The sequence below is a fragment of the Moorena bouillonii PNG genome (assembly GCF_001942495.1).
In the GTDB taxonomy this organism is placed as follows: domain Bacteria; phylum Cyanobacteriota; class Cyanobacteriia; order Cyanobacteriales; family Coleofasciculaceae; genus Moorena; species Moorena bouillonii.
This window is the reverse complement of record NZ_MKZS01000001.1, coordinates 3,772,392-3,798,110: the sequence shown is the minus strand read 5'-3', so window position 1 is coordinate 3,798,110 and position 25,719 is coordinate 3,772,392. Positions and strand designations below refer to the sequence as shown.

The 25,719-nt window shown below is 43.6% G+C and carries 24 protein-coding genes and 1 other RNA gene; 12 read left to right on the top strand and 13 right to left on the bottom strand.

Translation table 11 applies throughout. The features are described from left to right. Positions 1–41: 41 nt before the first annotated feature. On the bottom strand, positions 42–392 hold the full coding sequence (locus tag BJP37_RS15545; protein ID WP_075900077.1) for a hypothetical protein: 351 nt from the start codon (positions 390–392) through the stop codon (positions 42–44). Positions 393–435: 43 nt separating this feature from the next. Between BJP37_RS15545 and BJP37_RS15540 the strand changes: the two genes are divergently transcribed. The 3 genes from BJP37_RS15540 (at position 436) to BJP37_RS15530 (ending at position 4,353) form a co-directional block, all read left to right on the top strand. After that, complete coding sequence (locus BJP37_RS15540; protein WP_158069605.1) at positions 436–987, top strand: SPOR domain-containing protein; 552 nt, start codon at positions 436–438, stop codon at positions 985–987. 207 nt (positions 988–1,194) lie between these two features. Next, a complete protein-coding gene (locus BJP37_RS15535; protein ID WP_075900073.1) occupies positions 1,195–2,790 on the top strand; it encodes a bifunctional ADP-dependent NAD(P)H-hydrate dehydratase/NAD(P)H-hydrate epimerase in 1,596 nt (531 codons plus the stop codon). Between the two features lie 504 nt (positions 2,791–3,294). Next, positions 3,295–4,353, top strand: a complete 1,059-nt coding sequence (locus tag BJP37_RS15530) for a transposase (RefSeq protein WP_081431203.1) — start codon at positions 3,295–3,297, stop codon at positions 4,351–4,353. Positions 4,354–4,371: 18 nt separating this feature from the next. Here BJP37_RS15530 and BJP37_RS41120 read toward each other — a convergent pair whose 3' ends face one another. The 3 genes from BJP37_RS41120 to BJP37_RS15515 form a co-directional block, all read right to left on the bottom strand. Next, positions 4,372–4,518 (bottom strand): nucleoside hydrolase, encoded by a 147-nt coding sequence (locus BJP37_RS41120; RefSeq protein ID WP_198954058.1) that lies wholly within the window; start codon positions 4,516–4,518, stop codon positions 4,372–4,374. 163 nt (positions 4,519–4,681) lie between these two features. Next, complete coding sequence (locus BJP37_RS44590; protein ID WP_366510690.1) at positions 4,682–4,777, bottom strand: hypothetical protein; 96 nt, start codon at positions 4,775–4,777, stop codon at positions 4,682–4,684. Between the two features lie 80 nt (positions 4,778–4,857). After that, entirely contained in the window at positions 4,858–6,543 is a 1,686-nt protein-coding gene (locus BJP37_RS15515; protein WP_075900071.1) for an EF-hand domain-containing protein, read from the bottom strand. A 655-nt stretch (positions 6,544–7,198) separates the two neighbouring features. On the opposite strand from BJP37_RS15515, the gene BJP37_RS15510 reads away from it, so the two are divergent. Further along, positions 7,199–8,239 carry an amino acid ABC transporter substrate-binding protein gene (locus BJP37_RS15510; protein ID WP_075900069.1) on the top strand — a complete coding sequence of 347 codons (1,041 nt, stop codon included), beginning with the start codon at positions 7,199–7,201 and terminating at the stop codon, positions 8,237–8,239. Here BJP37_RS15510 and BJP37_RS36635 read toward each other — a convergent pair. Beyond that, on the bottom strand, positions 8,236–8,415 hold the full coding sequence (locus tag BJP37_RS36635; RefSeq protein WP_143727634.1) for a hypothetical protein: 180 nt from the start codon (positions 8,413–8,415) through the stop codon (positions 8,236–8,238). The genes BJP37_RS15510 and BJP37_RS36635 overlap by 4 nt on opposite strands. A 772-nt stretch (positions 8,416–9,187) precedes the next feature. Between BJP37_RS36635 and BJP37_RS15505 the strand changes: the two genes are divergently transcribed. The 3 genes from BJP37_RS15505 (at position 9,188) to BJP37_RS15495 (ending at position 12,789) form a co-directional block, all read left to right on the top strand. Beyond that, positions 9,188–10,360, top strand: coding sequence for an amino acid ABC transporter permease (locus BJP37_RS15505; RefSeq protein WP_075900067.1), 1,173 nt, complete (start codon positions 9,188–9,190; stop codon positions 10,358–10,360). A 42-nt stretch (positions 10,361–10,402) separates the two neighbouring features. Then, a complete protein-coding gene (locus BJP37_RS15500; RefSeq protein ID WP_075900065.1) occupies positions 10,403–11,620 on the top strand; it encodes an amino acid ABC transporter permease in 1,218 nt (405 codons plus the stop codon). Positions 11,621–11,997: 377 nt separating this feature from the next. After that, positions 11,998–12,789, top strand: coding sequence for an amino acid ABC transporter ATP-binding protein (locus tag BJP37_RS15495; RefSeq protein ID WP_075900063.1), 792 nt, complete (start codon positions 11,998–12,000; stop codon positions 12,787–12,789). Between the two features lie 87 nt (positions 12,790–12,876). Here the strand turns inward: BJP37_RS15495 and ribD are convergent, their stop codons facing one another. Together ribD and BJP37_RS15485 are read right to left on the bottom strand one after the other, a co-directional pair. Next, complete coding sequence (ribD, locus tag BJP37_RS15490; protein ID WP_075900061.1) at positions 12,877–13,998, bottom strand: bifunctional diaminohydroxyphosphoribosylaminopyrimidine deaminase/5-amino-6-(5-phosphoribosylamino)uracil reductase RibD; 1,122 nt, start codon at positions 13,996–13,998, stop codon at positions 12,877–12,879. Positions 13,999–14,163: 165 nt separating this feature from the next. Further along, positions 14,164–16,215, bottom strand: coding sequence for a protein kinase domain-containing protein (locus tag BJP37_RS15485; protein WP_075900059.1), 2,052 nt, complete (start codon positions 16,213–16,215; stop codon positions 14,164–14,166). A 391-nt stretch (positions 16,216–16,606) separates the two neighbouring features. Here BJP37_RS15485 and BJP37_RS15480 point away from each other — a divergent pair, with 391 nt between their 5' ends. Next, positions 16,607–17,446: an HAD family hydrolase gene (locus tag BJP37_RS15480; protein ID WP_075900057.1), complete on the top strand. Its 840-nt coding sequence runs from the start codon at positions 16,607–16,609 to the stop codon at positions 17,444–17,446. A 206-nt stretch (positions 17,447–17,652) separates the two neighbouring features. Here the strand turns inward: BJP37_RS15480 and mreD are convergent, their stop codons facing one another. From mreD to BJP37_RS15465, 3 genes are all read right to left on the bottom strand, one after another. Further along, entirely contained in the window at positions 17,653–18,198 is a 546-nt protein-coding gene (mreD, locus tag BJP37_RS15475; protein ID WP_075900055.1) for a rod shape-determining protein MreD, read from the bottom strand. A gap of 240 nt (positions 18,199–18,438) precedes the next feature. Next, positions 18,439–19,179 (bottom strand): rod shape-determining protein MreC, encoded by a 741-nt coding sequence (mreC, locus tag BJP37_RS15470; protein ID WP_075900053.1) that lies wholly within the window; start codon positions 19,177–19,179, stop codon positions 18,439–18,441. Positions 19,180–19,303: 124 nt separating this feature from the next. Next, entirely contained in the window at positions 19,304–20,311 is a 1,008-nt protein-coding gene (locus BJP37_RS15465; RefSeq protein WP_070393270.1) for a rod shape-determining protein, read from the bottom strand. Between the two features lie 378 nt (positions 20,312–20,689). Between BJP37_RS15465 and BJP37_RS15460 the strand changes: the two genes are divergently transcribed. Next, positions 20,690–21,055, top strand: a complete 366-nt coding sequence (locus BJP37_RS15460; RefSeq protein WP_075900051.1) for a single-stranded DNA-binding protein — start codon at positions 20,690–20,692, stop codon at positions 21,053–21,055. Between the two features lie 386 nt (positions 21,056–21,441). Here the strand turns inward: BJP37_RS15460 and ssrS are convergent. Continuing rightward, a non-coding RNA gene (gene ssrS, locus BJP37_RS15455) (6S RNA) lies at positions 21,442–21,624 on the bottom strand. Between the two features lie 124 nt (positions 21,625–21,748). Here ssrS and BJP37_RS15450 point away from each other — a divergent pair. Then, positions 21,749–22,252: a CRR6 family NdhI maturation factor gene (locus tag BJP37_RS15450; protein WP_075900049.1), complete on the top strand. Its 504-nt coding sequence runs from the start codon at positions 21,749–21,751 to the stop codon at positions 22,250–22,252. 247 nt (positions 22,253–22,499) lie between these two features. Here BJP37_RS15450 and BJP37_RS15445 read toward each other — a convergent pair whose 3' ends face one another. Continuing rightward, positions 22,500–23,462, bottom strand: coding sequence for a glycosyltransferase family 9 protein (locus tag BJP37_RS15445; RefSeq protein ID WP_075900047.1), 963 nt, complete (start codon positions 23,460–23,462; stop codon positions 22,500–22,502). A 126-nt stretch (positions 23,463–23,588) separates the two neighbouring features. Between BJP37_RS15445 and ispD the strand changes: the two genes are divergently transcribed. Both ispD and nfi read left to right on the top strand, forming a co-directional pair. Beyond that, positions 23,589–24,293 (top strand): 2-C-methyl-D-erythritol 4-phosphate cytidylyltransferase, encoded by a 705-nt coding sequence (ispD, locus tag BJP37_RS15440; RefSeq protein WP_075900045.1) that lies wholly within the window; start codon positions 23,589–23,591, stop codon positions 24,291–24,293. Between the two features lie 184 nt (positions 24,294–24,477). Beyond that, the gene (gene nfi, locus BJP37_RS15435) at positions 24,478–25,143 is read left to right on the top strand and encodes a deoxyribonuclease V (RefSeq protein WP_075900043.1); all 666 of its coding nucleotides are present in this window, start codon (positions 24,478–24,480) and stop codon (positions 25,141–25,143) included. 153 nt (positions 25,144–25,296) lie between these two features. On the opposite strand, the gene BJP37_RS15430 is transcribed toward nfi, so the two are convergent. Further along, a complete protein-coding gene (locus BJP37_RS15430) occupies positions 25,297–25,650 on the bottom strand; it encodes a hypothetical protein (protein WP_081431201.1) in 354 nt (117 codons plus the stop codon). Positions 25,651–25,719 lie beyond the last annotated feature (69 nt).

The window sequence follows — 25,719 nt, the reverse complement described above, 5'->3', positions numbered from 1 at the left end:
GTTGACGGGTAAATTTAAATTGATATAACCTATTCATCTTACTAGAGAGCAAGACCGATTATGATCAGAGTGTCTGACCAATTCAGAAATCCTAAAACACTGATTAAGGTAACTGGTTGGCTACTGTTACTACTGACTGGGCAAACAGTTATGGGGGACCTTACGCCAGCTAGTGCCCAAACTTCACCAGAACCGAGATTTTTTGGGGAACCTCTACCAACTATGAGGCCATCTTCTCTACCATCGGTTAATACTTCCCCTTTAATTTTGCCAACCGCCTCACCCAATCGGCCAAGCAATACACCAAATACACCATTACCACCTGAGTTAAACGTCAACGACACTAATAGATCAATAACTAATCCATCAAGAACTAATAGATCAATACCCATCGCTAATCTCTATCGGGTTGATGTGGTGGGTGATAGTGATTGGTTGTTATCCCAAGTACAAGCAATTGAACCACAAGCGTTTGTGCGCGAGGGAGAGGGGGTGATTCAAGCAGGTACATTTATGGATCGCTACAATGCTCAGTCTCGTCTCCAGGCTTTGGAAGCTTTGGGAATTCCAGCCCGCATCACAACAATTGCACAACAAGTATTTGATAATGGTGCTACAAATCTGAGCAACATAGCAACTTTCTCATCTGATGGCTCAATCACCTATGGCTCCCGTTTGGTGTATCCAGAAACAGGATTAGATTTGGCGAACCGTGGTGCTGTCACTTCTGGTTCTAATCCAGGGGATTCAGGAGAATCCAGGGGTAGGAGCTATTTTGTGGCTATTCCTGGAAATGCTCAGAGGTTACCAGAGATGGTCACGGAATTGGTTAAAATTGGGATTGCCCAGGATTTAGTCAGCCAACGAGATGCCCCAAGAGGTAAACATGTTGCTGTTGGTCCGTTTAAAAAGCGGGGTGATGCAGAACGTTGGAGTAATCGTTTGCGCTCTGCTGGTTGGGATGCACGGGTGTATTTTGGTCGGTAGGGGCAGAATGAAGAATTAAGAATTAAGAATTAAGAATTAAGAATTAAGAATTAAGAAGGCAAAAGGCAAAAGGCAAAAGGCAAAAGGCAAAAGGCAGAATTAAGAAGGCAAAAGGCAGAATTCTAAATTCTAAATTCTACATTCAATAATTCTAAATTCTACATTCAATAATTCTAAATTCTACATTCTACATTCTAAATTCTACTGATGGAGTCTCAGAATCGGCGAGAAGTAATTGAGCAAGTGGTGGTAACTGCTGAGCAGATGCGTCAGATTGAAGGGCGCATCTTTGAGGCGGGGATGCCTGTAGCAGCTTTGATGGAAAAGGTGGCAGGATTGATTACTCGCTCTATTCAAAGTCTTTATCCCTGGGCTGAGAAGAGGCGAGTGGGTGTGTTAGTTGGTCCTGGTCATAATGGGGGCGATGGGTTAGTTGTTGCTCGTGAACTTTATTTACAGGGGTATGAGATCCACATTTACCGTCCTTTGTCGAAACTGAAGGAATTGACTGACTACCATGCTCGGTATGCGCTTAGCTTGGGGATTCCTTTTTATGACGAGATTGAACCGCTGTATGAGTGTGACCTGATTATTGATGGTTTGTTCGGATTTGGACTGACGCGATCGCTTTCTGGTAGTATCGCTGAGGCGGTTGAGCTGTTGAATCAATGGTCACAACCGGTGGTGAGTATTGATTTACCTTCGGGATTACATACTGATACTGGGGAAGTTTTGGGCATCGCGGTTCGGGCTACCCGGACATTGTGCTTAGGGTTGTGGAAGTTGGGGTTTCTGCAAGACCAAGGGTTGGATTATATTGGTGAAGCTGAGTTAATTGATTTTGGTATTCCCCTCAAGGATATTTGGTCAATTTTAGGTGAGCCACCAGATTTGCTCAGAGTGACAAAAACTGTTGCGAAACATTTTTTACCTTTACCTCGCCCTAAGGTAACTCATAAGTACCAACAGGGCAATCTGTTGCTGATTTGTGGCTCCAAACAGTATTCAGGGGCAGCAATTTTGGCGGGATTAGGGGCTCGGGCTAGTGGGGTGGGGATGCTTTCCATGGCAGTACCGGAGTCTATCAAATTGCTAGTGGTCAGTCACTTGCCAGAAGCAGTGGTAATTGGTTGCCCAGAAACGACGGCGGGTGCTATAGCATTTTTGCCTGAGTTAGTGTTAGAGAAGTTACACCAACCCTCTGGTAGCTATCACGCTTCAAATCAGACTTATAATGCGATCGCATGTGGTCCTGGTTTAACAAAGGATGCTAAGGATATAGTGCAAGGGGTTTTAGCTGCCCCATGCCCAATGGTTTTGGATGCGGATAGTTTAAATATCCTAGCGGAACTGATCACTATTCCCACTTTGTTGAAGCGTCCAGGCCAGACAGTCTTAACCCCTCATGTCGGAGAGTTCCGACGTTTATTTCCTGATTCCGCAGAACTGTTACCGGATCGAGTCAAGGCCGTGCGGAAGGCATCCCAACTGAGTCGGTCTGTGGTGTTGTTAAAAGGAGCCAGGAGTGCGATCGCAAATCCTATGGGCTCAGTGTGGCTGATTCCTGAAAGTACACCAGCTCTAGCCCGAGGTGGGAGTGGGGATGTGCTCACTGGACTAGTGGGAGGTTTGATGGCTCAGCCAGTTCTGTCTGAGCATCCTTTGGAGGCAATAGTGGCAACGGCAGCCTGGTGGCATGCCCAAGCAGGAATTTTAGCGGCTCAGGAGCGGAGTGAGTTGGGGGTCGATGGGGTAACCTTGGCGGAGTTTTTGATGACAGTGGTGAGAGGGAATAGGGAGTAGGGAATAGGGAACAGGGAATAGGCAATAGGGAACAGGGAATAGGCAAGAGGCAATAGGCAATAGGCAATAGGCAATAGGCATGCTAGCAAGAGGGAGAAGAATGTGGGAAGTGTGGGAAGTGTGGGAAGTGTGGGAAGTGTGGGGAGACGGAATTGGGAATTGGGAATAGCTCAGATCTTGCACCAAAAAAAGTGGCTGTGAGAAGGAACGGCTGAAGTTATTGTTATTAGGGGATTAGAGGCAGTTCTATCCCTGAGTTAGAGACAACTAATCAAATACCTTGAAAAAGCCTCTGTATCCCATAATTTAATGACACTCAATGACCCAGATTATACGGAAAAATATAAATAATCAATAGTTTAGTTATGGCTTCAATTAGAATTGATATTTTTTTTGATTACATGAGAATTGTGGTAAACTCTTTTCTAAGATTAATGGAGGATAAAGACCCTGAATAAGATTTTACCAGAAGTAGAAAAATTAATCTCAAACTTAAAACAATTAATGCCCACTAGTTATCAACAAGAAACCTTAGAATCCATTTTTGGATTAATCCTTTGTGGGCAAGGTAATTCTGTTCCGGATCATTGTCAAACCAAATCGGCAAGTGCTATTAGTCGTTTTTTAAATAATTATCAATGGTCAACCCGTTCTTTAATTCGTACCGTTCGTTCTTTAATAATCAAATTTATTCTTGATCAAAGAAAAAGAGGAAGAAAACCAACTCTACAAGTAATCCTAGATTTAACTACCCTAGAAAAGGTAGGTAATTTTACCCATCTAGGAAACTTAGTGCGAGTCTATAATCATAAGAAAGGTTTACACATTGTAGTGATGTATTTAGTCCTGGGAAATTGGCGTATTCCTTGGAGTTTCAGGATTTATAGGGGTAAGGGTACTCCCTCCCCATCCCAATTAGCACAGAAGTTATTAAATAATTTCCCTAAAAAAATTACTCAAAATTTTCAAGTTTATGTACTTGGTGATACGGCTTTTGGTACAATTAAATTGATTGATAATATCCGTCAAAAATCCGGCCATGCTATTGTTGGGATTAGGAAAAATCGAACTTTAACTGATGGTCGTAAGGTCTCAGACATTAAAAAGCGTGGTCAACAAGTTTATTTGAATGGTTTAAAATTACCTGTTTTTTTGTCATGGATATGGTTAAAACGAGATGGCAAAATGATTCAACGTTTTGTGATATCAACTAAACCAATGAAGGGTAAAACTATTGCTCGATGGGGAAAACGTAGATGGCAGATTGAGGGTTTCTTTAAGACAGCTAAACATCGTTTTAGCCTACACCGCTTTGGACAAAAGACAAGACTTGGAGTCTACCGTTGGTTGATTCTGTGTTTAGTTTCTTATTTGTTGGCTTATTGGGTTTATTTACACTTAGGTAAATCGGATAATTTAGATGGGTTTTATTGTGCACAACAAGCACTTATTTTACTTTTACCGCATATTTTGCTTCTCTCTATTTTCAATCATTTAGATACACTTATGCCTTGGTTACATGAGCTTAGTTTTGATTTTTGTCTGATCAGGTGCAAGATCTGAGTAGAAACCAGACATAATCTATTGATCTTGCAGGGTGGTGCGATCGCGCTGCAGAGCTGTTGCAATATTGGTCAATGGTCCTAGAGCCACAATGGTCAAGTCGCTGCCATATTCCTGGGCGGCTTTGAGCAATACATCAACAGCATCTTCTGAAGAAGGCTCCATGGTAAGTTGGGGATACTTGGGCTGCCATCAGCATTTTTGAACTGATGCAATTCTCCCAGTCCATCGGAGCCATGAATGCCTGCAGCATTGAAGGGAGGACGAACCAGAGGTTTTTCACAGCCTTTTGCCACTAGGGGAGGCTGGTTTGGTTGAACAATGTCAATCACCCGCAACAAATTATTAGCAGCTTGATGAAATCAATATTGCCAGCTAACACGGTGACTGATTTGAGCTCAATTTGTTCACAATTCAGGGCCATGATAATTGCGAGGGCATCATCAACACCCCCATCAGTATCGATAAATGGGACGGGCTTGGGAATTAACCATTGTGTTCTCCTTACATTGCTAACGATGCCAGCTCATCCATCGATACCATACCATCTTTATCGACATCCAACACCTCAAACATCAGGCTGATTAATCCTTTCTGAATGCGGCCTGTCCGTTCTGCCAATGCTGCCCGTAGTTCTGCGGGGGAAATATACCCATCCTGATTTTGATCGAGAAAGGCAAAGGCATTTTTGACACCCTGTTTCAGCTCTTCTCTGGTGATTTCCCCATCGCCATCGGCGTCCCATTCCTCATAATTAATTAGGACTCTCCAGGCATCTTTCATACAGCTTTCTACGATCAGGTTTTGGCCTGGAAGACATTGCTCCAAAGGTGGAGCACCTCCATTTGCGTTGACATAATCTACCAACGGTTTGATTTGATCGAGCCCCCTCAGCAAGAATTGGACAATACTGAGGGTGTAAATCTTTTGGGGATCAAATGGGGCGTGGTTAATGCTGACAATTTTCAGACTGGGGTAGTCTTCAACTACTACATCAAGATCGGCATGGAGAAAATTGGATGCTTCCCGCTCGGGCGTGCCGCGAGTTTCGGCGATCGCCTCTTGTAAGATGTACCCAGGCACCTGAATCAAGGCCATTTCGGTATCCAATGGCATCTCTTCCAACAAATCCCTATATGTGAACGATTCTCCCTTCTCATAGTCTCGCTTACCCCTAAAGGATCCTCCCTGGATCATAACTAGATCGACATTTTTAAAGCTTTTCTTGATATAAGAACATAGGGTTGAGGCCACTTTTTCGGGTTGGAATCGCATCCGTTTAGAGGACATGGGTTCTTTCACCTCAAAAATTTCCACATCCATCAGCGAACCTAGAAAATTTTCGGTACTTTCTACAAACTTTTGGACCTTGGGATCGGCATCAAAATGGGTGGCTGGCAACAGATGAACAGCACTATGCCACTGCTCGGAAGCATCCCACCAGACATCAACAACAACCACATTAGTAGCATCAGCACCAGCCTTAACAATCAGACTCCCCTCAATTTTCTCAATATAAATCTCATGCTCGTGCCCCCCAACAATTACAGGAACCTTACCACTAAGTTGGTCATCTTGCTCGATCCCCGTGGCTAGTTCCCGATCTTCGGCAATCGTCTGATGGGTCAGCGGAATCAGCATGGTTGCGTCATTGGAACACTCAGACCAGGTTTCTTTTAACGCATCAAAGATGGGTTGGATGGTTATGTTCGCCCCGGGTCGGAAAGTATTGATCTTACTAGTGCAAAATCCAGCAAAGGCAACTCTACGAGAACCGACTTCAACAATGTCATATTTCGGAAGCAGCTGACCACTGGCATCCACAATTGGCAAGTCCAAGATGTTGCTATTTAAGCATTTCCCTTCGTAGGTTTTGAAACGCTCACCTAGGACATCCACGGTCACATCGAATTCATGGTTGCCCAAGCAAATATAATCAATGTTGACTACCTTGAGCACGTCCAGCATGGCTTTCCCGCCATCAAGGGAGGTAATTAAACAAGGAGAGAGAAAGTCTCCGCTGAGGCAGGCAATCACCATGGCATCTTCCGATGTTTCCTTCAGGGATTTAATCACTGTTTCCACGTAGGGATAATTATTGATGTCGTAAACATCATTGATTGAAATGATTCTGAGATAGTTGTCCACCGCCTCTCGGGGTTTCGGCAAATACAATCGAGGAGTTGTCATTACAGGAAGTAATTTTTAGTAATATTTCAGAATTTTATATAGAAATAGGATAAACAAAAATATAACCTATAATTATAATTAAAATAGTTTCTTAAGAATTACACTGATGCCAGTGACGGCGTTACTGAATACACAGATGCATCCAGAGCAGGCACCGGAACATCCCAAGACTTGAGGTTTGGTCGTGATTTAGGACTACCTGTAGTCTAGAAATACTTATTTTTTTTACGTGCCTGTCCGGCTTATTACCACCTGAGTTTTTTAAAAAAACTTAAAAATAATTATAATTTAAAGTTTATAACTACAATAACTAAATTTCCCTGGTCTGAAGTTCCCGACAACTGCAGCGAAGTCTACTGTAATTACCCATTAGCAGCCGACGGATAGGATAGCCATCCGTGTCGAAATTATGATAATTTTTGATGCCATATTCCCGACTCCCGACTCCCGACTCCCGACTCCCGACTCCCGACTCCCTACTCCCTACTCCCTACTCCCTACTCCCTACTCCCTACTTGCTAGATAACTAATCTAGCTGCATAAGTAATCTAACCAACTTGATCTAAAATGCAAGCAAGCTTAAGCAGCGGAAACTCATGTAAGCTGATCGCGTGAGGCCGTTGTCTATCTAAAAAACAAGACCAAGAAAAAACTTATGCCTAAATGGAGTTCTCTGGTACTAGCCACTCTAGTATTAGTTGCACCCTTGACAGCCTGTGAAGGAGGTGGGACAAGCGCTACACAAAGCCGCTTAGATATAGTCAAAAGCCGTGGCAAGCTGATTTGTGGTGTTGACGGTGGCATTCCCGGATTTAGCTTTGTGGATGGGAGCGGTAAGTACTCCGGGCTAGATGTGGATGTCTGTAAAGCAGTTGCTGCTGCTTTGTTTGATGACCCAGAAGCAGTAGAGTACCGTAACCTTGACTCCACGGAGCGATTTCCCGCCGTCCGGAATGGTGAAGTGGATATGCTCTCCCGCAATACCACCTGGACTCTTAGCCGAGATAGCTCTACCAATAACTTAGAATTTGCCCCTACTACCTTTTATGATGGTCAGGGCATGATGGTGCGCAAAAACAGTGGGATTAAGACACTGAAAGATTTTCAAGGCAAATCCGTCTGTGTGGAAACTGGAACCACTACTGAGTTGAATTTAACCGACAAGATGCGGGAAGCAGGTGTCGAATTTGAGCCAGTGGTGTTTCAGAAAGCAGACCCTGCCTATACTGCCTATGACGAAGAACGTTGTGACGGCATGACTTCTGATAAATCCCAACTATTGGCCAAACGCAGCACTCTGCCTAAGCCTGATGATCATATACTCCTAGATGTTACCATGTCCAAGGAACCCTTGGGACCAGTAACTATTAATAATGACTCCGCTTGGTTTGATGTAGTCAAGTGGGTGACTTTCGCCTTAATTGAAGCCGAAGAGTTAGGCATTACTAAGGCGAATGTAGCACAAATGAGCAACAGTCAAAACCCCACTGTCAAACGCTTCCTGGGTGTTGAAGGTGACTTAGGCAAAGGTCTCGGTTTAGAAAACGATTTTGCAGCGCGAGTGATTAAGCACGTCGGTAACTACGGCGAAGTCTATGACCGGAACTTGGGTAAAAGTTCTCAGTTTAAACTCAATCGGGGTCTCAATGACCTCTGGACTCGTGGGGGTATTTTGTATTCTCCACCCTTCCGTTAAGGGATTGTTAACTGTTTGAGGTTGAAGGTTGAAGGTTGTTCGCGTAGCGTGGCCAAAGGCCAAGGTTGGAGGTTGGTTGGTTGTTCGCCTTTGGCGTCCCTTGAAGGGTAGGTTGTTCGCGTAGCGTGGCCTTTTGGCCAAGGTTGACTGTTGACTGTTAACGGTAAACGTGACATACTCCCGACGTTGCCCTAACGGGACAACGCGGGCTTCTTACCAACTCCACCCACTGGTATCGGCTTTCGCCGACGCTGCGCGAACGGATACACGGGTTACTTTATTAACGACACGGGATGCCCCTCCGCGCCGGAACAATACAATGAGTTCTGTCTCCAAAGTACTGCTGGAATTTTACCCACCCACAGACAGCTTAAATTGCTTTTTCTGAGTGGAACCCCATATTCGGTGGTTGTTAAGGTTCGATAACGTAGGTGGCGGTTAGCTCTTAATTTGACTTGACCTACTATGTTAATTATAGACGCTGGTCAAAAATTAAAGTTCCAAATTGACAATTGAGCAGACCGACCTTGTTGGGCTATCATCCCGACGCTAAAGAGCGAGATTATAATAGCGCGGGGCTTCTCGCGAGCCAGCTAAGAGGATGTTTGAGAAGTACCAAATGTTTGGCATGAGCCACGATTATCCCCCAAATCTGGGAGACTTTGAGCCAAATTCCCCCCAAATTTGGGGGGCTAGGGAGCGGTTTCGAGTAGCATCCAACACTTTTAAAACAGCCTCTAAAACCTAAAACCTAAAACCTAAAACCTAAAACCTGTAACCAACCTACAACCTGCAACATTCAACCAACCAACATTCAACCAACCTGCAACATTCAACCAACCAACCTTCAACCTTTAACCAACCAACCTTCAACCTTCAACCCACCAACCTTCAACCTTCAACCCACCAACCTTCAACCAACCAACTTTCAACCTAAACAACTAACCAATGACAAGCAATATAGGTCAAAAGCCTCCTTTGTGGCGAGATGACCGATTTTGGCGCATTGCCATACAAGTCCTATTTGTGCTAGTGGTGATTGCGGTCGTGGCATGGCTAGGCAGCAACTTAAGCCGAAATATTCAGCGACAAGCGATTAAATTGGGGTTTGATTTTCTGCAAGATCAAGCCAAATTTGGTATTGGCGATACTCCCATTCCCTACAAAGCCACTGACCCCTATAGCTATGCTTTATTGATCGGACTGATCAATTCATTGCGGGTGATGGTGTTTGGGATTATCCTGACAACTATTGTTGGTATTACCGCCGGGATAGCTAGTTTTTCTGACAATTGGCTAGTGAGTAAGCTCAGTCTGCTTTATGTGGAAATAGTGCGCAATACACCACTGCTGCTGCAATTGCTATTTTGGTACTTTGGGGTATTCTTCCAACTGCCAAAACTGTCGGAAAAAATTCAGTTACCTGGGTCGATATTTTTGAGCAAGCGGGGAATTTATATTCCTTGGCCCCCCTTCACCACCCAGCTGTTTCTGTGGTTGGTGGTTTTGCTAGTCGGTGCGATCGCAGCAGTTTTAATCTGGCAGTGGCGCACTAAAGTGATGGTAGAACAAGCACAATCCGGTCAGCCGCAGTTAATTGCTTTAATTGCGATCGCAATTGCTGCTGTCTTAATTATCATCATCGGTTTTGGTTGGCAAAGACCGCAAGAAGTTATAGATACAGGTAATATTGAAGGCGGACTCCGGCTAACTATTGAGTTCTGTGCCTTACTAGCTGGTCTAGTATTTTACACAGGTGCGTTTATCGCGGAAATTGTCCGAGCTGGAATAGAGTCAGTACAGAAGGGACAGTGGGAAGCAGCAAGATCCTTGGGACTTAAGTCAGGCTTAGCTATGCGGTTAGTTATTTTTCCCCAAGCCTTGCGGGTGATTATCCCTTCCCTAAACAGCCAGTATATGAACCTCGCCAAAAACTCCAGTTTAGCATCTGCTATTGGCTACCCAGATATCTACTCCATTGCTCAAACCACCTTCAACCAAGCCGGTCATGAAATAGAAATAATCGTAGTGATCATACCCCTGACCTATCTAACCATTAACCTGATCATTTCTTTCGTGATGAATCTGTTGAATCGGACAGTTCAATTGCAGGAAAGATAATTGGTTAACTTAATTGGTTAACTATTGACTTATAACTAGATAATGACTACTGTTAATTCTCAACCTCCTGAACTAGCACCACCCCCTGAACTACAGGTTAATCCAGTTACCTGGATAAAGAAAAATTTATTTAATACTTGGTATAATAGCATACTAACGGTTAGTGTTTTATGGTTTCTATTCGTAACCGTAAAAGGCTTGATAATATGGGTAACCACTGAAGCCCAGTGGGATGTTATTAAGGAGAACTTCCGTCTATTTTTTGTAGGAACCTATCCCGCCACCGAAAACTGGCGTCCATGGTTGATTCTGGGGATTATTGTATTCCTCTCCGGGATAACTTGGGGAGTTTTAGCAAGAAATGTTACCACTCTATTTAGTCGCAATGTCTTAATATCTATTGTGATCAGTGGTGCTATCTTAGTGCTATTTCCAGTAGCAATTCCCTATCGCTTATTGCTGTTAGGAATATTAGTCTTACTGGTAGCTAGTGCTTGGGGAGGACAACAGGTTGCTAAAACTCAACCGAAATTGGGTAATTGGTTACCTTTAGCTTGGTTTATTGCTTTATTAATCTTCCTGTGGCTTCTGGGAGGAGGACTCGGACTAAAACAGGTATCCACTAATCAATGGGGTGGTTTACTGCTGAATCTCTTAGCCGCAGTGGTTAGTATTTTAATTTGTTTTCCCCTAGGTGTATTACTAGCCCTAGGACGACAAAGTACCTTACCAGTTGTGCGCGGCTTCTCTATCCTTTACATTGAGCTAATCCGAGGACTACCTCTGATTGCGATTTTGTTCATGGGACAAGTAATTATCCCACTATTTCTACCACAAGGAATGCGACCAGACCGGGTGTTAAGGGCAATAATCGGTCTAACCTTATTTAGTGCTGCTTACTTAGCAGAGAATGTGCGAGGAGGACTGCAATCTATACCTACAGGTCAAATCGAAGCTGCCAAAGCATTGGGTTTAAATACTCCCCTATCGGTAGGGCTGATTGTTTTACCTCAAGCACTCAAAGCTGTTATTCCTGCCATTGTCGGTCAGTTTATTAGTCTGTTTCAAGACACAACTCTCCTATTTGTTGTAGGTCTAGTAGAGTTGCTTGGTATCGGTGATTCAATCTTTGCCCAAGCCAAATTTCAAACCCCCTATCAAGAAGTTTACCTATTCGACGGACTCCTATTCTGGTTATTTTGTTACGCCATGTCTACAGCCAGCCGACGTCTAGAAAAACAATTGAATGTAGACCATTGAATCTAGATTATAGCAATTATCATAGCTATGAGGTACACAATTTACGGATTTTAGGGAACAGGGAACAGGGAATAGGGAACAGGGAACAGGGAACAGGGAATAGCCCTGCGCTGCATGAAGACAGGGAATCAACGTCAAAGAATAAAATACCTCATAACTGCGAGAAACGCTATATAACCTTAAACCTGTAACCTTAAACCTGTAACCTTAAACCTGTAACCTTAAACCTGTAACTTTCAACCTGTAACTTTCAACCTGTAACTTTCAACCTGTAACCTTAAACCTGTAACCTTAAACCTGTAACTTTCAACCTGTAACTTTCAACCTGTAACCTTTAACCTTTAACCCAATCTAACCTTACTCAAGGGAAAAGAATCATGACCAATCAACAACCGATCACTGCTCCTGAAGACCCAGTTAATTCCGGAGATCCCGAATCCATGATCATCGCTCAAGATGTTCATAAGTGGTACGCCAGCAACCAATTTCATGTTCTGCGTGGTGTCAGTTTAGAAGTCAAGAAAAAAGAAGTAGTAGTGATTATGGGGCCTAGTGGGTCTGGAAAATCCACCTTTATTCGGACATTTAATGCTCTAGAAGACTATCAAAAAGGAAAAATTATTATAGATAACATTGAACTCTCCCATGACTTGCGAAACATTGATACCATTCGCAAGGAAGTGGGGATGGTTTTCCAACAATTTAACTTATTTCCTCACCTGACTGTACTGCAAAATGTCACCCTTGCTCCCATTTGGGTACGCCGCTGGAAAAAGGCAAAAGCTGAAGAAATTGCCATGCAGCTGTTAGAGAAAGTCGGTATTCTCGAACAAGCTAAGAAGTATCCCGGTCAACTGTCAGGGGGACAACAGCAACGGGTAGCTATTGCCCGTGCTTTGGCAATGCAGCCTAAAATTATGTTATTTGATGAGCCTACCTCAGCTCTCGATCCGGAGATGGTGCGAGAGGTACTCGATACCATGCGATCGCTTGCTGATTCTGGGATGACTATGGTTTGCGTTACCCACGAAGTAGGTTTTGCAAGAGAAGTGGCAGACCGAGTGGTATTAATGGCTGATGGGAAGTTGGTGGAAGAAAGTACACCCCAGGAATTTTTCAACAATCCTCAACATGAACGTACTAAGCAGTTTTTATCTCAAATTTTATAAGATTGATCATACTTATCAGGTATAGTCAATTTTCTTACCCCGACTCCCGACTCCCGATTCCCGATTACCGACTCCACTCCCGACTCCCTACTTCCTATCAGGAGCTAAATAACCTTCTACAACATAATCCGATCCTATCTGACGCCAACTGACTCGTTCTAAGGTTAGAGCATCAGTCATGAGTGTCAAGCCTAAATCTCCTACCGGTGAGGGACCACCTTGACCACCAATGATTTTGGGAGCAATAAAGGCTACGATTTTTTGGACTGCACCATCTGCGATCGCATTTGCCGCTAAGATACCACCACATTCCCATAACACACTGGAAAGCTGCCTGTCATATAAATATGCCATGACTTGAGAAGGCGTCAGGGGATTCAATACCACCACCTCTACACCCTGGTTGACCAGATGTTGATATAAATCTCCCTCAGTTCCGACCTCTGTAAACACCAACGTCGGTACATCATCCGTTTGCCAAACACGAGCATCTCTGGGTAAGTCGAGGGTGCGACTCATGATCACCCGTAGGGGATTCGGTGCGTTTGGATTGTGGCTAGTCAAATTGGGGTTATCCTGACGCACCGTATTACCGCCCACAATCACTGCATCGCAAGCTGATCGCAATTGATGCACCCAACTACGTGAGTTTTCCCCTGTAATCCATTTGCTATGACCACTAGTAGCAGCAATTTTGCCATCTAAAGTCATGGCATATTTGAGAATTCCCAATGGACGCTGGTAAATAATGCGATGAATAAAGCCTTCATTAAGCTGACGGCAAGCACTCTCTTCCACACCTACCACCACTTCAATCCCAGCCGCCCTTAACCGTTCAATACCTTTTCCAGATACCCGTGGATCAGGGTCCACCATCCCGACAACTACTTTAGCGACTCCAGCCTTAATTAACGCTTCTGTACAAGGAGGGGTTCTACCATAGTGATTGCAGGGTTCCAGATTCACGTAAACCGTTGCGCCCTGGGCATTTTCCCCAGCCTCTGAGAGGGCAAACACTTCCGCATGGGGTTGACCAGCAGCGGGATGAAACCCTTCCCCGACAATTTCCCCATTCCGGACAATTACACAACCCACTAAAGGGTTGGGTGTAGTACGTCCCTGGGCTCGCCGTGCTAGTTGGATACACCGCTGTATCATGGCTTGCGCCAAGGGAGTTTCAGGAAAAGATGTCACAGGAGAGTTGTCCATTTGTCTATTACTATTCCTCTGTTAGTATTCGTTTGTTACTATTGATATTTTATTTTTAATCATTAATGAAATCCCTTAGCATTTAATTAACTTTGACTCTAAACTATAAACGTCATAAAATTTAATTTTTTCACCAATAGCTCAACCATAATAATCACTTAAAAACTAATGAATTAACTGTGGCAAATTCCACAGTTTTATTATCTTTTTACCACCACTAGTAGCAATTGTATGGCAATCAGGACTAATCGCAAAATAGTCAATTGGATTTGGAAAACCATTTAGGGTGTAGATTAGTTTTTCATTAGCAAAATCCCACACTTTTATCGTTTTATCTGCACTTCCACTGAACAACTTCTTACAATTAGCACCGATAGCTAGTTCTTCCACATAATTGGTATGATCAGTTAGACTATTGACTTCTTCTCCAGTATCTAGATTCCATACTTTGATAGTATTGTCAGCACTAGCACTAAACAATCGTTGTCCATCCGGACTTATGGCTAGAGAATTAACATAGCTATCATGGCCTTTTAGAGTGTCGATTTCTTCCCCAGTGTTGATATCCCAAATTTTAATTGTCTTATCAGCACTAGCACTAAATAGTTCTTGATCATTCTGACTAATTAATAAAAAGTTAATTGAACTTTGATGACCTTGGAGAGTGCGGAGTTCTTCTCCCGTGTTGATATCCCAAATCTTAATCGTCTTATCGGCACTAGCACTAAACAATCGTTGTCCATCCGGACTAACCGCTAGATGATTAATATAACTCTTATGACCTTGGAGAGTGCGGAGTTCTTTTCCCGTGTTGATATCCCAAATTTTAATCGTCTTATCGGCACTAGCACTAAATAAGTGTTGTCCATCGGGACTAATAGCTAGATAATTAACAAAGCTATTATGACCTTGGAGAGTGTAGATTTCTTCTGCCGTGTTGATATTCCAAATTTTAATCGTTTTATCGGCGCTCCCACTAACTAATAATTCGCCATCTTGACTAATGACTAGGTAATTAACCCAACTTGAATGAGCAGTGAAGGTCTTAGTGTTAACTACAGATAATTCTTGAGCAGATATCTCTTGATATTTTCTAAGGGAAGGATTATAGGATTGATACAATAGCCAACCACCAGCACCAAATAATCCCACCACCAAAGTCAATATCCCTCCTAACCACCATCTTCTTCTTGGGGTTTTGACAACTTCCGTTTCTATAGAAATATTGGGTTGAGATTTAGTTTTAAATCTTTGGTTGGTTGTACTCGCTTCTAGATTAGTATTAGCCTGTGAAATACTAATAAAAGATGAAATATTAGCGATATCATTTAAAATTTGCTGAGTTTTCTGAGGTCGAGCTGCTGCCGTTGGGGCCATCAAACTATCAATAAATTCGGCTAGCTGCTCAGATATTTGAGGAGCATGATCACGCCAATGAAATTGATCATTTAACGGATCATAAACACTCTGATCCGTGACTGATTTCCCAGTTAGTAAATAAACAAAGGTTCGCCCCAGAGCATAAAAATCGGACTGTGGGACTGCATACCCTTTTTCTTGCTCTGGGGGAGTATAGCCATGGGAACTAATCTTGGTAACACTGCCTCCACCACCAATTTCCGCTAGGTAGGTATAGGTCAACTCTCTAGCGGTGCCAAAGTCAATCAATACCAATTGCCCATTGGCACGGAGCATGATGTTTTCTGGCTTGATATCGCGATGGAAATAGTTTTCTTGGTGAACAAGATGCAAAATCTCTACTATCTGCTTTAACCATTTAAGGGCTTGCGGTTCTAGAATTGGGTGATTGCCCTGTTGCCTCATCCACTGCTTCAAGTTAAGTCCATCAATTTTCTCCATGATGATGCAATGCAGCGGCTCCTTACTCTGTCTAGGAAAAAACTGAAAGTAGCCCTCTGGATCGATTTGAGGGATACCGGGATGAGTCAGCTTGCTCAATACAGCTGCCTCTTGGCGAAATAGTTCAATAATTCTGGATTTCGAGTTGTGCTCTGGCTTAAGCACTTTTAAAATTTTTGGTACTGCCCCGTTGTAAGCTTCGTAAACCTTACCAAAGCCACTTTGGTCACTTAACAGGCGCATCACCCGATAGCGACCTTGTAATAACAAATCTGAGCCACAATGGCGACAAACGAGATTCGTCATGTTCCCTGGGTCATCTGGTTGAAGGCACAGGGGATTGATACAGTAGCTCATGCCTAGCTACAAAGAGATAGTGGTCTTATCCCAATATTAGGATGGGGGTTTTGAATTAATCTACTCAAAGCAATATTTTCGCTCATTACGCCCCTAGTAGCTCAACAGCAGGAGTGAACAGATCAATATATAGGTTTTTACATGCTAGTACAAAGTTGCACTCATGGAATGCAATTGTTGCCTAATTTAGCCTAAGTGCTGCTCGAGTTACTTAGGGCTACAGTTTTTTTAAACTATATATAGTTATTTTTAGACCGCCAACGATCAAAATAGTTTCTCCAAAGAATACAAAATGGTATCAATGTCCCGTCAACCAGGTGCGAAAATACACTAAAACTGGTACATTGTAAAGAAGTATTTCAAAAAGCCCAGCCCAGCCAAAATCTAATCTATGAACTGTGTTGCTGCCCCAGACAGGCAATTATCCCGATTTTACCTGCCTCAAAATACAGTCCCCTACTTGCAACAACTGACCGTATTCTGTGATTTTGACGGTCCGATTGTTGATGTTTCCAATCGCTACTACACCACGTACCAGCTAGCACTAACCGATACTCAAGGCTTCTACCAAGCTAAAGGTATAAGCTTACCGATCCAGACCATGAGTAAACAGCAGTTCTGGCAAATGAAGCAAGAACGCATCCCTGACGAAGAAATTGCCATGCGTTCAGGGTTGCGAGGAGAGCAAATCGATTTCTTCTTGGGGCGTGTGATCAAGATTGTGAATCAATCTGCCTTATTGAACAAAGATCAGCTGCAACCAAACGTAAACTGGGCCTTACCTTTGCTGCATTCTTATGGTATCAGACTAGTTCTGGTGACATTGCGTTGCACATCCCAGGTCAAACAGATATTGAGCAATTACGGTTTAACTCGTCTTTTTAGCGGCATTTATGGGACCACAGAAAACCACCATGCTTATCAAAACTATGCTCAGGTCAAACAGGAACTTCTCCAACAAGCACTGTCTGAGCATAGTACTTCATCCTATACCGAACAATCTCCGCTGGCTCAACCGTCCGTATCTGCTTGGATGATTGGTGATACAGAAGCCGATATTCTCGCAGGACAAGCTCTCTCAATTCCCACCATAGCTCTTACCTGTGGCATTCGTTCTCAATCATATCTCAAGCGGTTTGAACCCACTCATATCTGTAGCGACCTACTTTGTGCCACCTCTTATCTATTAGAACTCTCTAGAGCTGTTGGCTCTACCGAACTTGCTCTGTAAAAGCGATGCAGTGGCTCTACGGGCGTTTCCCTCACTCGCGCTTTGGATCAAGACACTGTTATAAGCGCGGTTTTATCGATACTAGGTGCGGTAGAGCGATAACCTTCAACCTTTAACCTTTAACCTTTAACCTTTAACCTTCAACCTTCAACCTTCAACCTTCAACCTTCAACCTTCAACCTTCAACCTTCAACCTTCATAAAGCATCACGATTCCTCCATTGAATTGCACCACTGCCACCATCGATTGAGTGGATAGTAGACGACTGGTGCCCAAAGACTACTGAGAATTGCAGAACAGATGGCAATACGCTGATGGTCTGTCCAGATTTGTGCTAATTGGCGAGAGCCTTGAAAACTATGCTGAATAGCAGTAACTGTTTCCCCAACAATCGCCATGCCAAACACAATTAAAGCTACTGAAATAAAATCTTCCTGAATATACCGTTGCTTTTGAATCAGAGCAGTCAAAATCCCCACGATGGCAAGGCTATAGACATGGGTAGGCTCAGGGAATGTCATACCATCTTGCACTAACCCCAATACCAACCCTGCGAATGCTCCTTGAAAGGCTGTGCGTTTAATGCTCCAGGCCACAACCCAAATCAACAGCCAGTTGGGAGCGATTCCCAGTAATTCCATTCCAGGTAAACGTGTCAGTAATAAGATTGAGCAGAAGATAACTGAAATAACAGTTACTGCCCAATTGATTGTTCGACGAACCCAAATAGAAAACTGAGACGTGTTGGTCATTGTTGATTAGACCTCTTGCAAAAGTTTTTCCTGGTATAATCACTAGTCTGGGAATTTCCGAGTTAGCGATCGCTTTTGACTAACAAACGTGCTTTGTACTTTGTTTGTGTATAAGCCTAGTACAGTTTGTGTATAAGCCTAGTACACAATCTAAGTAATTTTTCCCAAAACTATTATTATAACTCAAAATATTTTTGCAAGAGGTCTATTAGTCATGGGTTATTGTTCATTGGTCATAAATCATGGGTGATTGGGATGAATAATCACCCACTCCAGATAACTCATGGGGGCTGTCAGCTCAATAATCGCCTCTGGCGCTGGACTTTTGTCAAGAATAACAGACTCTACACGTCCTAGGGGTAAACCAGCTGGGAAAAGCTGGCTAACAGTGGAGGTAGCCACAGCATCACCAGGACGGACGTTTGGCACTTTATCAAAAAACTGCATTATTGCCCGATTAGTTCCTTTTCCACCCAAAAAACCCATGCTACGGCTACGGCTGATCACGGCACCTACCTTACTAGTGGGGTCACTGATCAGCAAGGCACGACTGGTGTGGGGTGTTACGCTAACGACTCTACCCACTACACCGCCAGGTGCCATAACAACGAAGCCCGTTTTGATTCCAGCTTCACTCCCTCTTCCGAGAATGATTTCTTGCCACCAACTGTCAGCGCTACGTCCCACAACAGGCGCAACAATTCTTAGTTTATTCTGGGTTTTCTTATAACCTAACAGCTCTTTTAGCTTCTGGTTTTGGGTTTTGAGTTCCTCTACCTGCTGTTGTAGTTCCAGTATCCGCGCATTAGAGAGGCTTTCTTCTCTTGCAGGTAGCGATTGAAAAGGGCGGGTTATCAATTGATAGATTTCAAAAATTGTTGCACCCTGAGTTGTTCTCAGTAACCAAGCAGCAATTAGGGTAAGACTCCCCAGCATAATTGCTACTCCATGTCTCCCCCACCAGCGACGCAGCATGTACATAGCCTATCCATAAAATAGTCAGATTTTGGCTAATCAGTGAGTTTTTACACTAGCCACACTCAATCTACACTCTTGATATATTGAACTAAAATACTCTTTAAGGTTGATGTTTAATAGCTGACCACTACATATTACGGGAACGCCCACTAAACACCCGCTCTAACTGTTTGTAGTTCTCTAATACTCGACCAGTTCCCAAAACAACGCAGCTGAGTGGATCAGCTGCCACATGGGTGACAATGCCACTTTCATGACTAATAAGTGTATCTAATCCTTTCAATAAAGCACCACCACCCGCCAGCATAATACCTCTATCAATAATATCAGCTGCCAGTTCGGGGGGAGTCCGTTCTAGAGTGCGCTTAACAGCATCAACAATAACAGAAAGGGGTTCTGCCATACTTTCACGAATCTCTGGTCGTTTGATGGTGACAGTTCGTGGCAAGCCAGACAGCAAGTGTAATCCTCGCACTTCCATGGCAGCTTCATTATCCTCAGGTGTCGGATAGGCTGAGCCAATGCGGATTTTGATGTCTTCTGCTGTCCGTTCCCCAATCACTAGGTTATGGACTTTTTTCATATACTGAGTGATTGCCTCATTCAGTTCATCTCCCGCAACACGCACTGATTCACTTAGAACGGTCCCCTGTAAACTGAGAACTGCTACCTCAGTGGTGCCTCCACCGATATCAATAATCATGTTACCGGTTGGTTCTGCTACAGGTAATCCAGCACCAATGGCTGCTGCTACTGGTTCATCAATTAACCTAACTTCTCTAGCACCAGCTTGTAATGCGGCTTCCATGACGGCTCGTCGCTCCACACCTGTGACACCGCTGGGGATACCAATCACAATTCGAGGTGAAACTAGGGCTTTGCCTTCGTTTACCCGCTGGATGAAGTGCTTCAGCATCAGTTCAGCGGTATCGAAGTCAGCAATCACACCATCCCGTAAAGGACGTAGGGCAACTACATTACCTGGGGTTCTTCCCAACATCTTTTTTGCCTCTTCGCCTACGGCTAGAGGAAGCTTTTCGTCTTGATCAATGGCAACCACAGAAGGCTCTTGAAGAACAATGCCCTTACCAGATACATAGACTAAGGTGTTAGCTGTACCCAGGTCTATACCCATGTCCCGTGACAGGGAAAAGTGATTTAAAATACTCACTAGTTTCTACGCCTCACAAAATGCTGTGTACAACCGAAATTGCACCGAAACTGTAACTGAGGTGGATTCTATTATGTTTTATCCAGTTAGTCTAGTACGCTAGTACACTAGGTGATCATGATTCTCCGGATACTCTTTAGAATAAATTTCTGCAAATACACCCAACTGCAAATACACAACGGTTTCACCGGCTCAAGTTAAGCTCAAGTTAACTAGAATACTATTGATGACTGACTTGCTTCGGTCACTTAAAATAAGTCTTAAAATAAGTTAGTAATTGTTATACACCAGCTCAATCTGCTATTGTAGAGCCATAATCAGTACAAAAGTACCAATATAACTATGAGTCTCAATGTTGTCCATTTAGTCGGTCGTGCAGGTACAGACCCAGATGTTAAGTATTTTGAGTCTGGGGGTGTATTGTGTAAACTGGCCTTGGCAGTGAGACGACGGACACGCAATAGTGATCAGCCTGACTGGTTCAACTTAGAGATTTGGGGGAAGACGGCGGAAGTAGCTGCTAATTATGTGCGTAAAGGTAGCTTAATTGGTGTAAAAGGGTCTTTGAAAATTGACACTTGGAGCGATCGCACCACCGGAGCTGATCGCTCACAACCTGTGATCCGAGTAGAGCGCCTTGATTTACTGGGATCTAAGCGTGATACTGATCCGAGCGCTGTAAGCAGCTATGATAACACCGAATTTTGAATAGTTTTGATTTATACTCAAACCTCCTAACTAATTAGCTATTAGCTTTCGAGGAAAGTAAGAGCTAGACTAGTATAGGTCTAGATTTCTCCGCTAGGTTCCGATACTTTTTAGCTACCAAAGTCTACCAAAGGCAGACCCTAGATCGCCAAGGCAAGATGCCATCGCACCCAGGGGGTATCTCCCAAAGATCTGACGGAATATCCCGTGAGCGCCATAAAATAGCAAATTACTTGAGGCAATGGCCAAGCTTTGTGATACTTTTGCCTACTGTCCACTAACTTTTTCAGCCAATTCCTGTATTTAGGTTATTACTTACCAGTTGCCGATCACTAGTTGCCGATCACTAGTCACACATCCTTCAGACGATGATTGTCTGATCCTACAGGTTCACCAAGAAGCCGTCTTACCTCAGTTTATGACCTGGCTAACCAGGTGGGCACCGTCGAATCTCGCTTGAAGTTTCTGGGTATTTTCCCAGTCTACTGCCGCAAATCCGATTAGTTCCCTTATATACATGAGCATAGATCAAAAAACACTATTGGCAGTCACCAACTTCCCAGTAAAACCTGCTGACTCTATTGTAGTAGTTGCTCAAAATATCTGCAACATCTAGGTGTTTGAGCACGGAAATGCCTAGCAGGAGAAAATAGTGTAAGACTTGACTGATTTTATTGATATTGGAACTATTGCGTGACTACAATCATTTCCTTAAATACTAACCATTTCCAAACCTTAGACTTGTCTCCAGCTCAGACATTGATTGAAACGTGGCTGCAAGACGGTGCGATCGCAAACTATGAGCAGCAGCTAGGCTTTAAGATTGATTTTGATTGCGATCCTGAGGATCCTCGGGAATTCTCAGAAATCCCAGAGGTGCGGTTATGGTTTGTGCGCTTGGATGCTACCTATCCCTGGTTACCTTTTCTACTAGATTGGAAATCTGGGGAATTCGTCCGCTATACTGCTATGCTAGTGCCTCACCAATTTAATCGTACAGAAGGCATCCAGTACAACTCTGAAGCCTTAGAAATTTTTGTGATGCAGAAGATATTTGTACTTACTCAATGGTTAAAGCAGTGGGGTATACAGAGCCCATCCCGCCTCAAGTCGATGGCTCAGTTACTCGGCTATGAACTTGATGATACTTTGTTTGATCTGATCGAAACCTCAGGGGGTGATATCAAGTCTGGTTGAATACCCATGATAAATAAGATGGATAGGGAGATGGGGAGATGGAGTGGAGGCTCATCAGTATAAGAAACGCTATCTTGGCATAAGAAATACTATGAATGGGCAGCTTATGGCTGTGCAAAGTATAATGTCACATCGGGTTGATGATCATCTCAATCAACCCCTATAGCGTCAGCTTTCCATCCTCAACAGATTTTGGGGATAACAGAAAAGCACCTTGATTACTTTTTCAAGAAATACTGGGAACCTATTAGCTACCCCAAATTTGCTCTAATACAGTTTCCGGTTTGATATCAGCAATCCGACCGGTAGGTGATTGAATACCGTATACCCCCTCCTTGACAGGTAGTAGTTTTTTGGCCTCTGTCGGACCAAACAAGGCAATGGTAGGAGTACCAACAGCTACAGCTAGATGCATCGGTGCACTATCGGTACACAGCATCAAATTAGCACCAGCAATCATGGCTGCCAATTTCCCAATATCTTCTGGAGCAGTAACTTTGAGGTCACGATGGTACTCCATCATAGCCTGGCACCATTCTGCATCCTCTGGCCCTTTTAGCAAGACAATGGGTAGATCGGGTTGTTTTTGGCGAATGTCCTCAACAATCTGCTGCCATTTCTCAACTGGGTAGATTTTATCAATTCCTTGGGACAGAGCGAGTTTACTAGAACCGCCATGAATAAGAATGTAGCCAATTTCTGGAATGTCTAGCTGTTGCTGTTGAGCTTCTGCCCACTCAATATCTGATTTGGGAACCCTAACCGCGAGTTCTTGACAAGGAACGTTAATACCGAAACCTAGTAGTAAGTCGTGGTACATATGGGCAGCATACTGCTCAGTTTTTAGGGGCACAGGGTTGGTAAAAAACAAATCCCTTGAACCAGCTTGGTAACCAATTCGACGCACAATACCAGTCATCCAGAGCAACAGCCCAACTGACCACCGACGTCCCAGGGTCATCGCAGCATCGTACTCGCGATCGCGGATCACTCCCAACAAGTTACCAAAATCTGCGAGACCATTGCGGTCTTTAAAATCAAAGGTTAGGACTTCATCGACTGACTGACAAACCCGATAAGCCCCCTTGGCTCGCGGTTCCACAATAACGTCAATCTCAGCTTTGGGATAATACTGTTTTAGTTGTGAGAGGGTGGGAAAGAACAGGATTTGGTCGCCAATTCCACCAGGGACAAGGGCTAGTATTCTCATCTCAAATTACTTGAGCTTACGGATCAGCTTAATTTTAACTTGACGCTGGAACGACTAATTCTGATTCTATCCAGGGCATAGTATCCTAAGCTCAGCCATGAAGCAGGAGCTAAGAGGTAGAAAATCGTGCATTTATTAATTCCAGCAGCCGGAATGGGACGACGGATGGGGAGCGATCGCAATAAGCTTCTTTTAACACTTCTAGGTAAACCAATACTTGCTTGGACGCTACTAGCAGCAGAGAAAGCTAGTAGTATTAGCTGGATTGGGATCATCGGACAACCCTATGACTCGCCAGAGTTTAAAGCAATTCTAGCTGAACTTGCCCTATCTAAACCTGTGGAGTTGATTGAGGGGGGGGAAACACGGCAAGAATCTGTCTATAATGGCTTGCAGGCTTTACCAGCAGAAGCCGAAAGGGTGTTGATTCACGATGGTGCTAGATGCTTAGCTACCCCTGAGTTACTGGCACGGTGTGCCGAAGTCCTAATGGCTTGTCCCGGTCTAATTGCCGCTGTGCCAGTTAAGGATACCATTAAAGTGGTGGATGAAGCCAATCTTGTTCAAGATACACCGGATCGGAAAGGATTGTGGGCAGCACAGACACCCCAGGGATTTGAGGTGAAGTTGTTGAAACAGTGCCATGACCAAGGACGTAAGGCTGGCTGGGAAGTTACGGATGATGCAGCTTTGTTTGAACGGTGCAGCTTGCCAGTCAAGATTGTGGAAGGGGAGGAGACGAATTTGAAGGTAACTACCCCAGTGGATTTAGCGATCGCAGAATTTATCTTGCGCCAGCGTTTTGATATCAGTTGGAGCGAATCTAGTTAATTAATTAATTGATTATAATTAATCATCGTTTATGTTGCGCCAGGAAATGGAAAATTTCCACATATAGCACTACGCATTAAAGTTAGGACATTGATAAAAGCTCATTTGCTTTTGTAGTGAACTTTTGCCTCTTGCCTCTTGCCAATGCCATTGCGCGTAGCCCTATACCAATCATAAAATCACTATGGAGATCCAACAACGCCACCCTTGGCCAGTCAATAGTGAAGAAGCTAAAGCAATTCAACAACAACTACAACCTGAGGTAATTTGTGAAGATCACTTGGGGGAAGTGCAGTATGTTGCGGGTGTAGATGTAGGTTTTGAGGAGGATGGCGCTATATCACAGGCAGCAGTAGCAGTTTTAAGCTTTCCCGACTTGCAGCTGAGGGAAAATGCGATCGCATCGAGACCCACTACCTTTCCCTATGTACCAGGCTTCCTATCATTCCGAGAAGTCCCTGTAGTACTGGATGCTTTGGAAAAAATTAGCATTATCCCTGACTTAATTTTGTGTGATGGTCAGGGAATTGCCCATCCTCGTCGGTTTGGTCTTGCCTGCCATCTGGGGGTACTGACAGATATTCCCACCATTGGTGTGGCTAAGTCCCGATTCATTGGTTATCATGAGGAGTTGCCCGAAAACAAAGGTAATTGGCAACCGTTGAGCCATGATGGAGAAATCATTGGAGCCGTTGTGCGTACTCGGACTGGAGTTAAGCCAGTCTATGTTTCCATTGGTCATCGCATCAGCTTACCCACAGCAATTGATTATGTGTTGCGCTGCACATCTAAGTATCGATTACCAGAAACAACTCGCTGGGCAGATCAACTAGCATCAAAGAGAAGTTAGAAGTTAGAAGTTAGAAGTTAGAAGTTAGAAGTTAGAAGTTAGAAGTTAGAAGTTAGAAGTTAGAAGTTTCCATTCTTAATTCTTCATTCTTAATTCTTCATTCTTAATTCTTCATTCTTCATTCTTCATTCTTCATTCTTCATTCTTCATTCTTCATTCTTTTGGTAATACCTCTTCTTCTAATCGATTAACCCGTTCCTTGAGTTCTATTACTAAAGTAGCGAGACGCTTAAACATGGGGTGATCAGCTTCTACCCTGCTATAGGTATCAGTTGGTGATGGTCCCTGGTGTTGACTGGGTCGATTACTATCAGGAACTGACTGGTTGACCTGACGTAACTGAGTCTCTAACTGATTGAGTTTAAATCTCAAGTTAATTATCTCAGATTCAACAGAAGAAATCCGCGATTCTACAACAGTTATAGAAGCTGTGGCTGGTGGAATAAACTGTGAGATCAAAATTCCTAAGATTAAGCCAAAAGTGAGTATTACGATTGTTCGTTTCAAAGTAGTACAACCCCATTAGTTATCTTAACTACCCATTATGACTATAGCAGTTTTCAATTAGGTGATGTA

Excerpts from the sequence above, each read along its gene's own strand:
- BJP37_RS15545 (WP_075900077.1), bottom strand. The coding sequence starts at position 392 with ATGGGTATTGATCTATTAGTTCTTGATGGATTAGTTATTGATCTATTA.
- BJP37_RS15535 (WP_075900073.1), top strand. The coding sequence starts at position 1,195 with ATGGAGTCTCAGAATCGGCGAGAAGTAATTGAGCAAGTGGTGGTAACT.
- BJP37_RS15530 (WP_081431203.1), top strand. The coding sequence starts at position 3,295 with ATGCCCACTAGTTATCAACAAGAAACCTTAGAATCCATTTTTGGATTA.
- BJP37_RS41120 (WP_198954058.1), bottom strand. The coding sequence starts at position 4,518 with ATGGAGCCTTCTTCAGAAGATGCTGTTGATGTATTGCTCAAAGCCGCC.
- BJP37_RS44590 (WP_366510690.1), bottom strand. The coding sequence starts at position 4,777 with ATGGCCCTGAATTGTGAACAAATTGAGCTCAAATCAGTCACCGTGTTA.
- BJP37_RS15515 (WP_075900071.1), bottom strand. The coding sequence starts at position 6,543 with ATGACAACTCCTCGATTGTATTTGCCGAAACCCCGAGAGGCGGTGGAC.
- BJP37_RS15510 (WP_075900069.1), top strand. The coding sequence starts at position 7,199 with ATGCCTAAATGGAGTTCTCTGGTACTAGCCACTCTAGTATTAGTTGCA.
- BJP37_RS36635 (WP_143727634.1), bottom strand. The coding sequence starts at position 8,415 with ATGTCACGTTTACCGTTAACAGTCAACAGTCAACCTTGGCCAAAAGGC.
- BJP37_RS15505 (WP_075900067.1), top strand. The coding sequence starts at position 9,188 with ATGACAAGCAATATAGGTCAAAAGCCTCCTTTGTGGCGAGATGACCGA.
- BJP37_RS15500 (WP_075900065.1), top strand. The coding sequence starts at position 10,403 with ATGACTACTGTTAATTCTCAACCTCCTGAACTAGCACCACCCCCTGAA.
- BJP37_RS15495 (WP_075900063.1), top strand. The coding sequence starts at position 11,998 with ATGACCAATCAACAACCGATCACTGCTCCTGAAGACCCAGTTAATTCC.
- ribD (WP_075900061.1), bottom strand. The coding sequence starts at position 13,998 with ATGGACAACTCTCCTGTGACATCTTTTCCTGAAACTCCCTTGGCGCAA.
- BJP37_RS15485 (WP_075900059.1), bottom strand. The coding sequence starts at position 16,215 with ATGAGCTACTGTATCAATCCCCTGTGCCTTCAACCAGATGACCCAGGG.
- BJP37_RS15480 (WP_075900057.1), top strand. The coding sequence starts at position 16,607 with ATGAACTGTGTTGCTGCCCCAGACAGGCAATTATCCCGATTTTACCTG.
- mreD (WP_075900055.1), bottom strand. The coding sequence starts at position 18,198 with ATGACCAACACGTCTCAGTTTTCTATTTGGGTTCGTCGAACAATCAAT.
- mreC (WP_075900053.1), bottom strand. The coding sequence starts at position 19,179 with ATGTACATGCTGCGTCGCTGGTGGGGGAGACATGGAGTAGCAATTATG.
- BJP37_RS15465 (WP_070393270.1), bottom strand. The coding sequence starts at position 20,311 with ATGGGTATAGACCTGGGTACAGCTAACACCTTAGTCTATGTATCTGGT.
- BJP37_RS15460 (WP_075900051.1), top strand. The coding sequence starts at position 20,690 with ATGAGTCTCAATGTTGTCCATTTAGTCGGTCGTGCAGGTACAGACCCA.
- BJP37_RS15445 (WP_075900047.1), bottom strand. The coding sequence starts at position 23,462 with ATGAGAATACTAGCCCTTGTCCCTGGTGGAATTGGCGACCAAATCCTG.
- nfi (WP_075900043.1), top strand. The coding sequence starts at position 24,478 with ATGGAGATCCAACAACGCCACCCTTGGCCAGTCAATAGTGAAGAAGCT.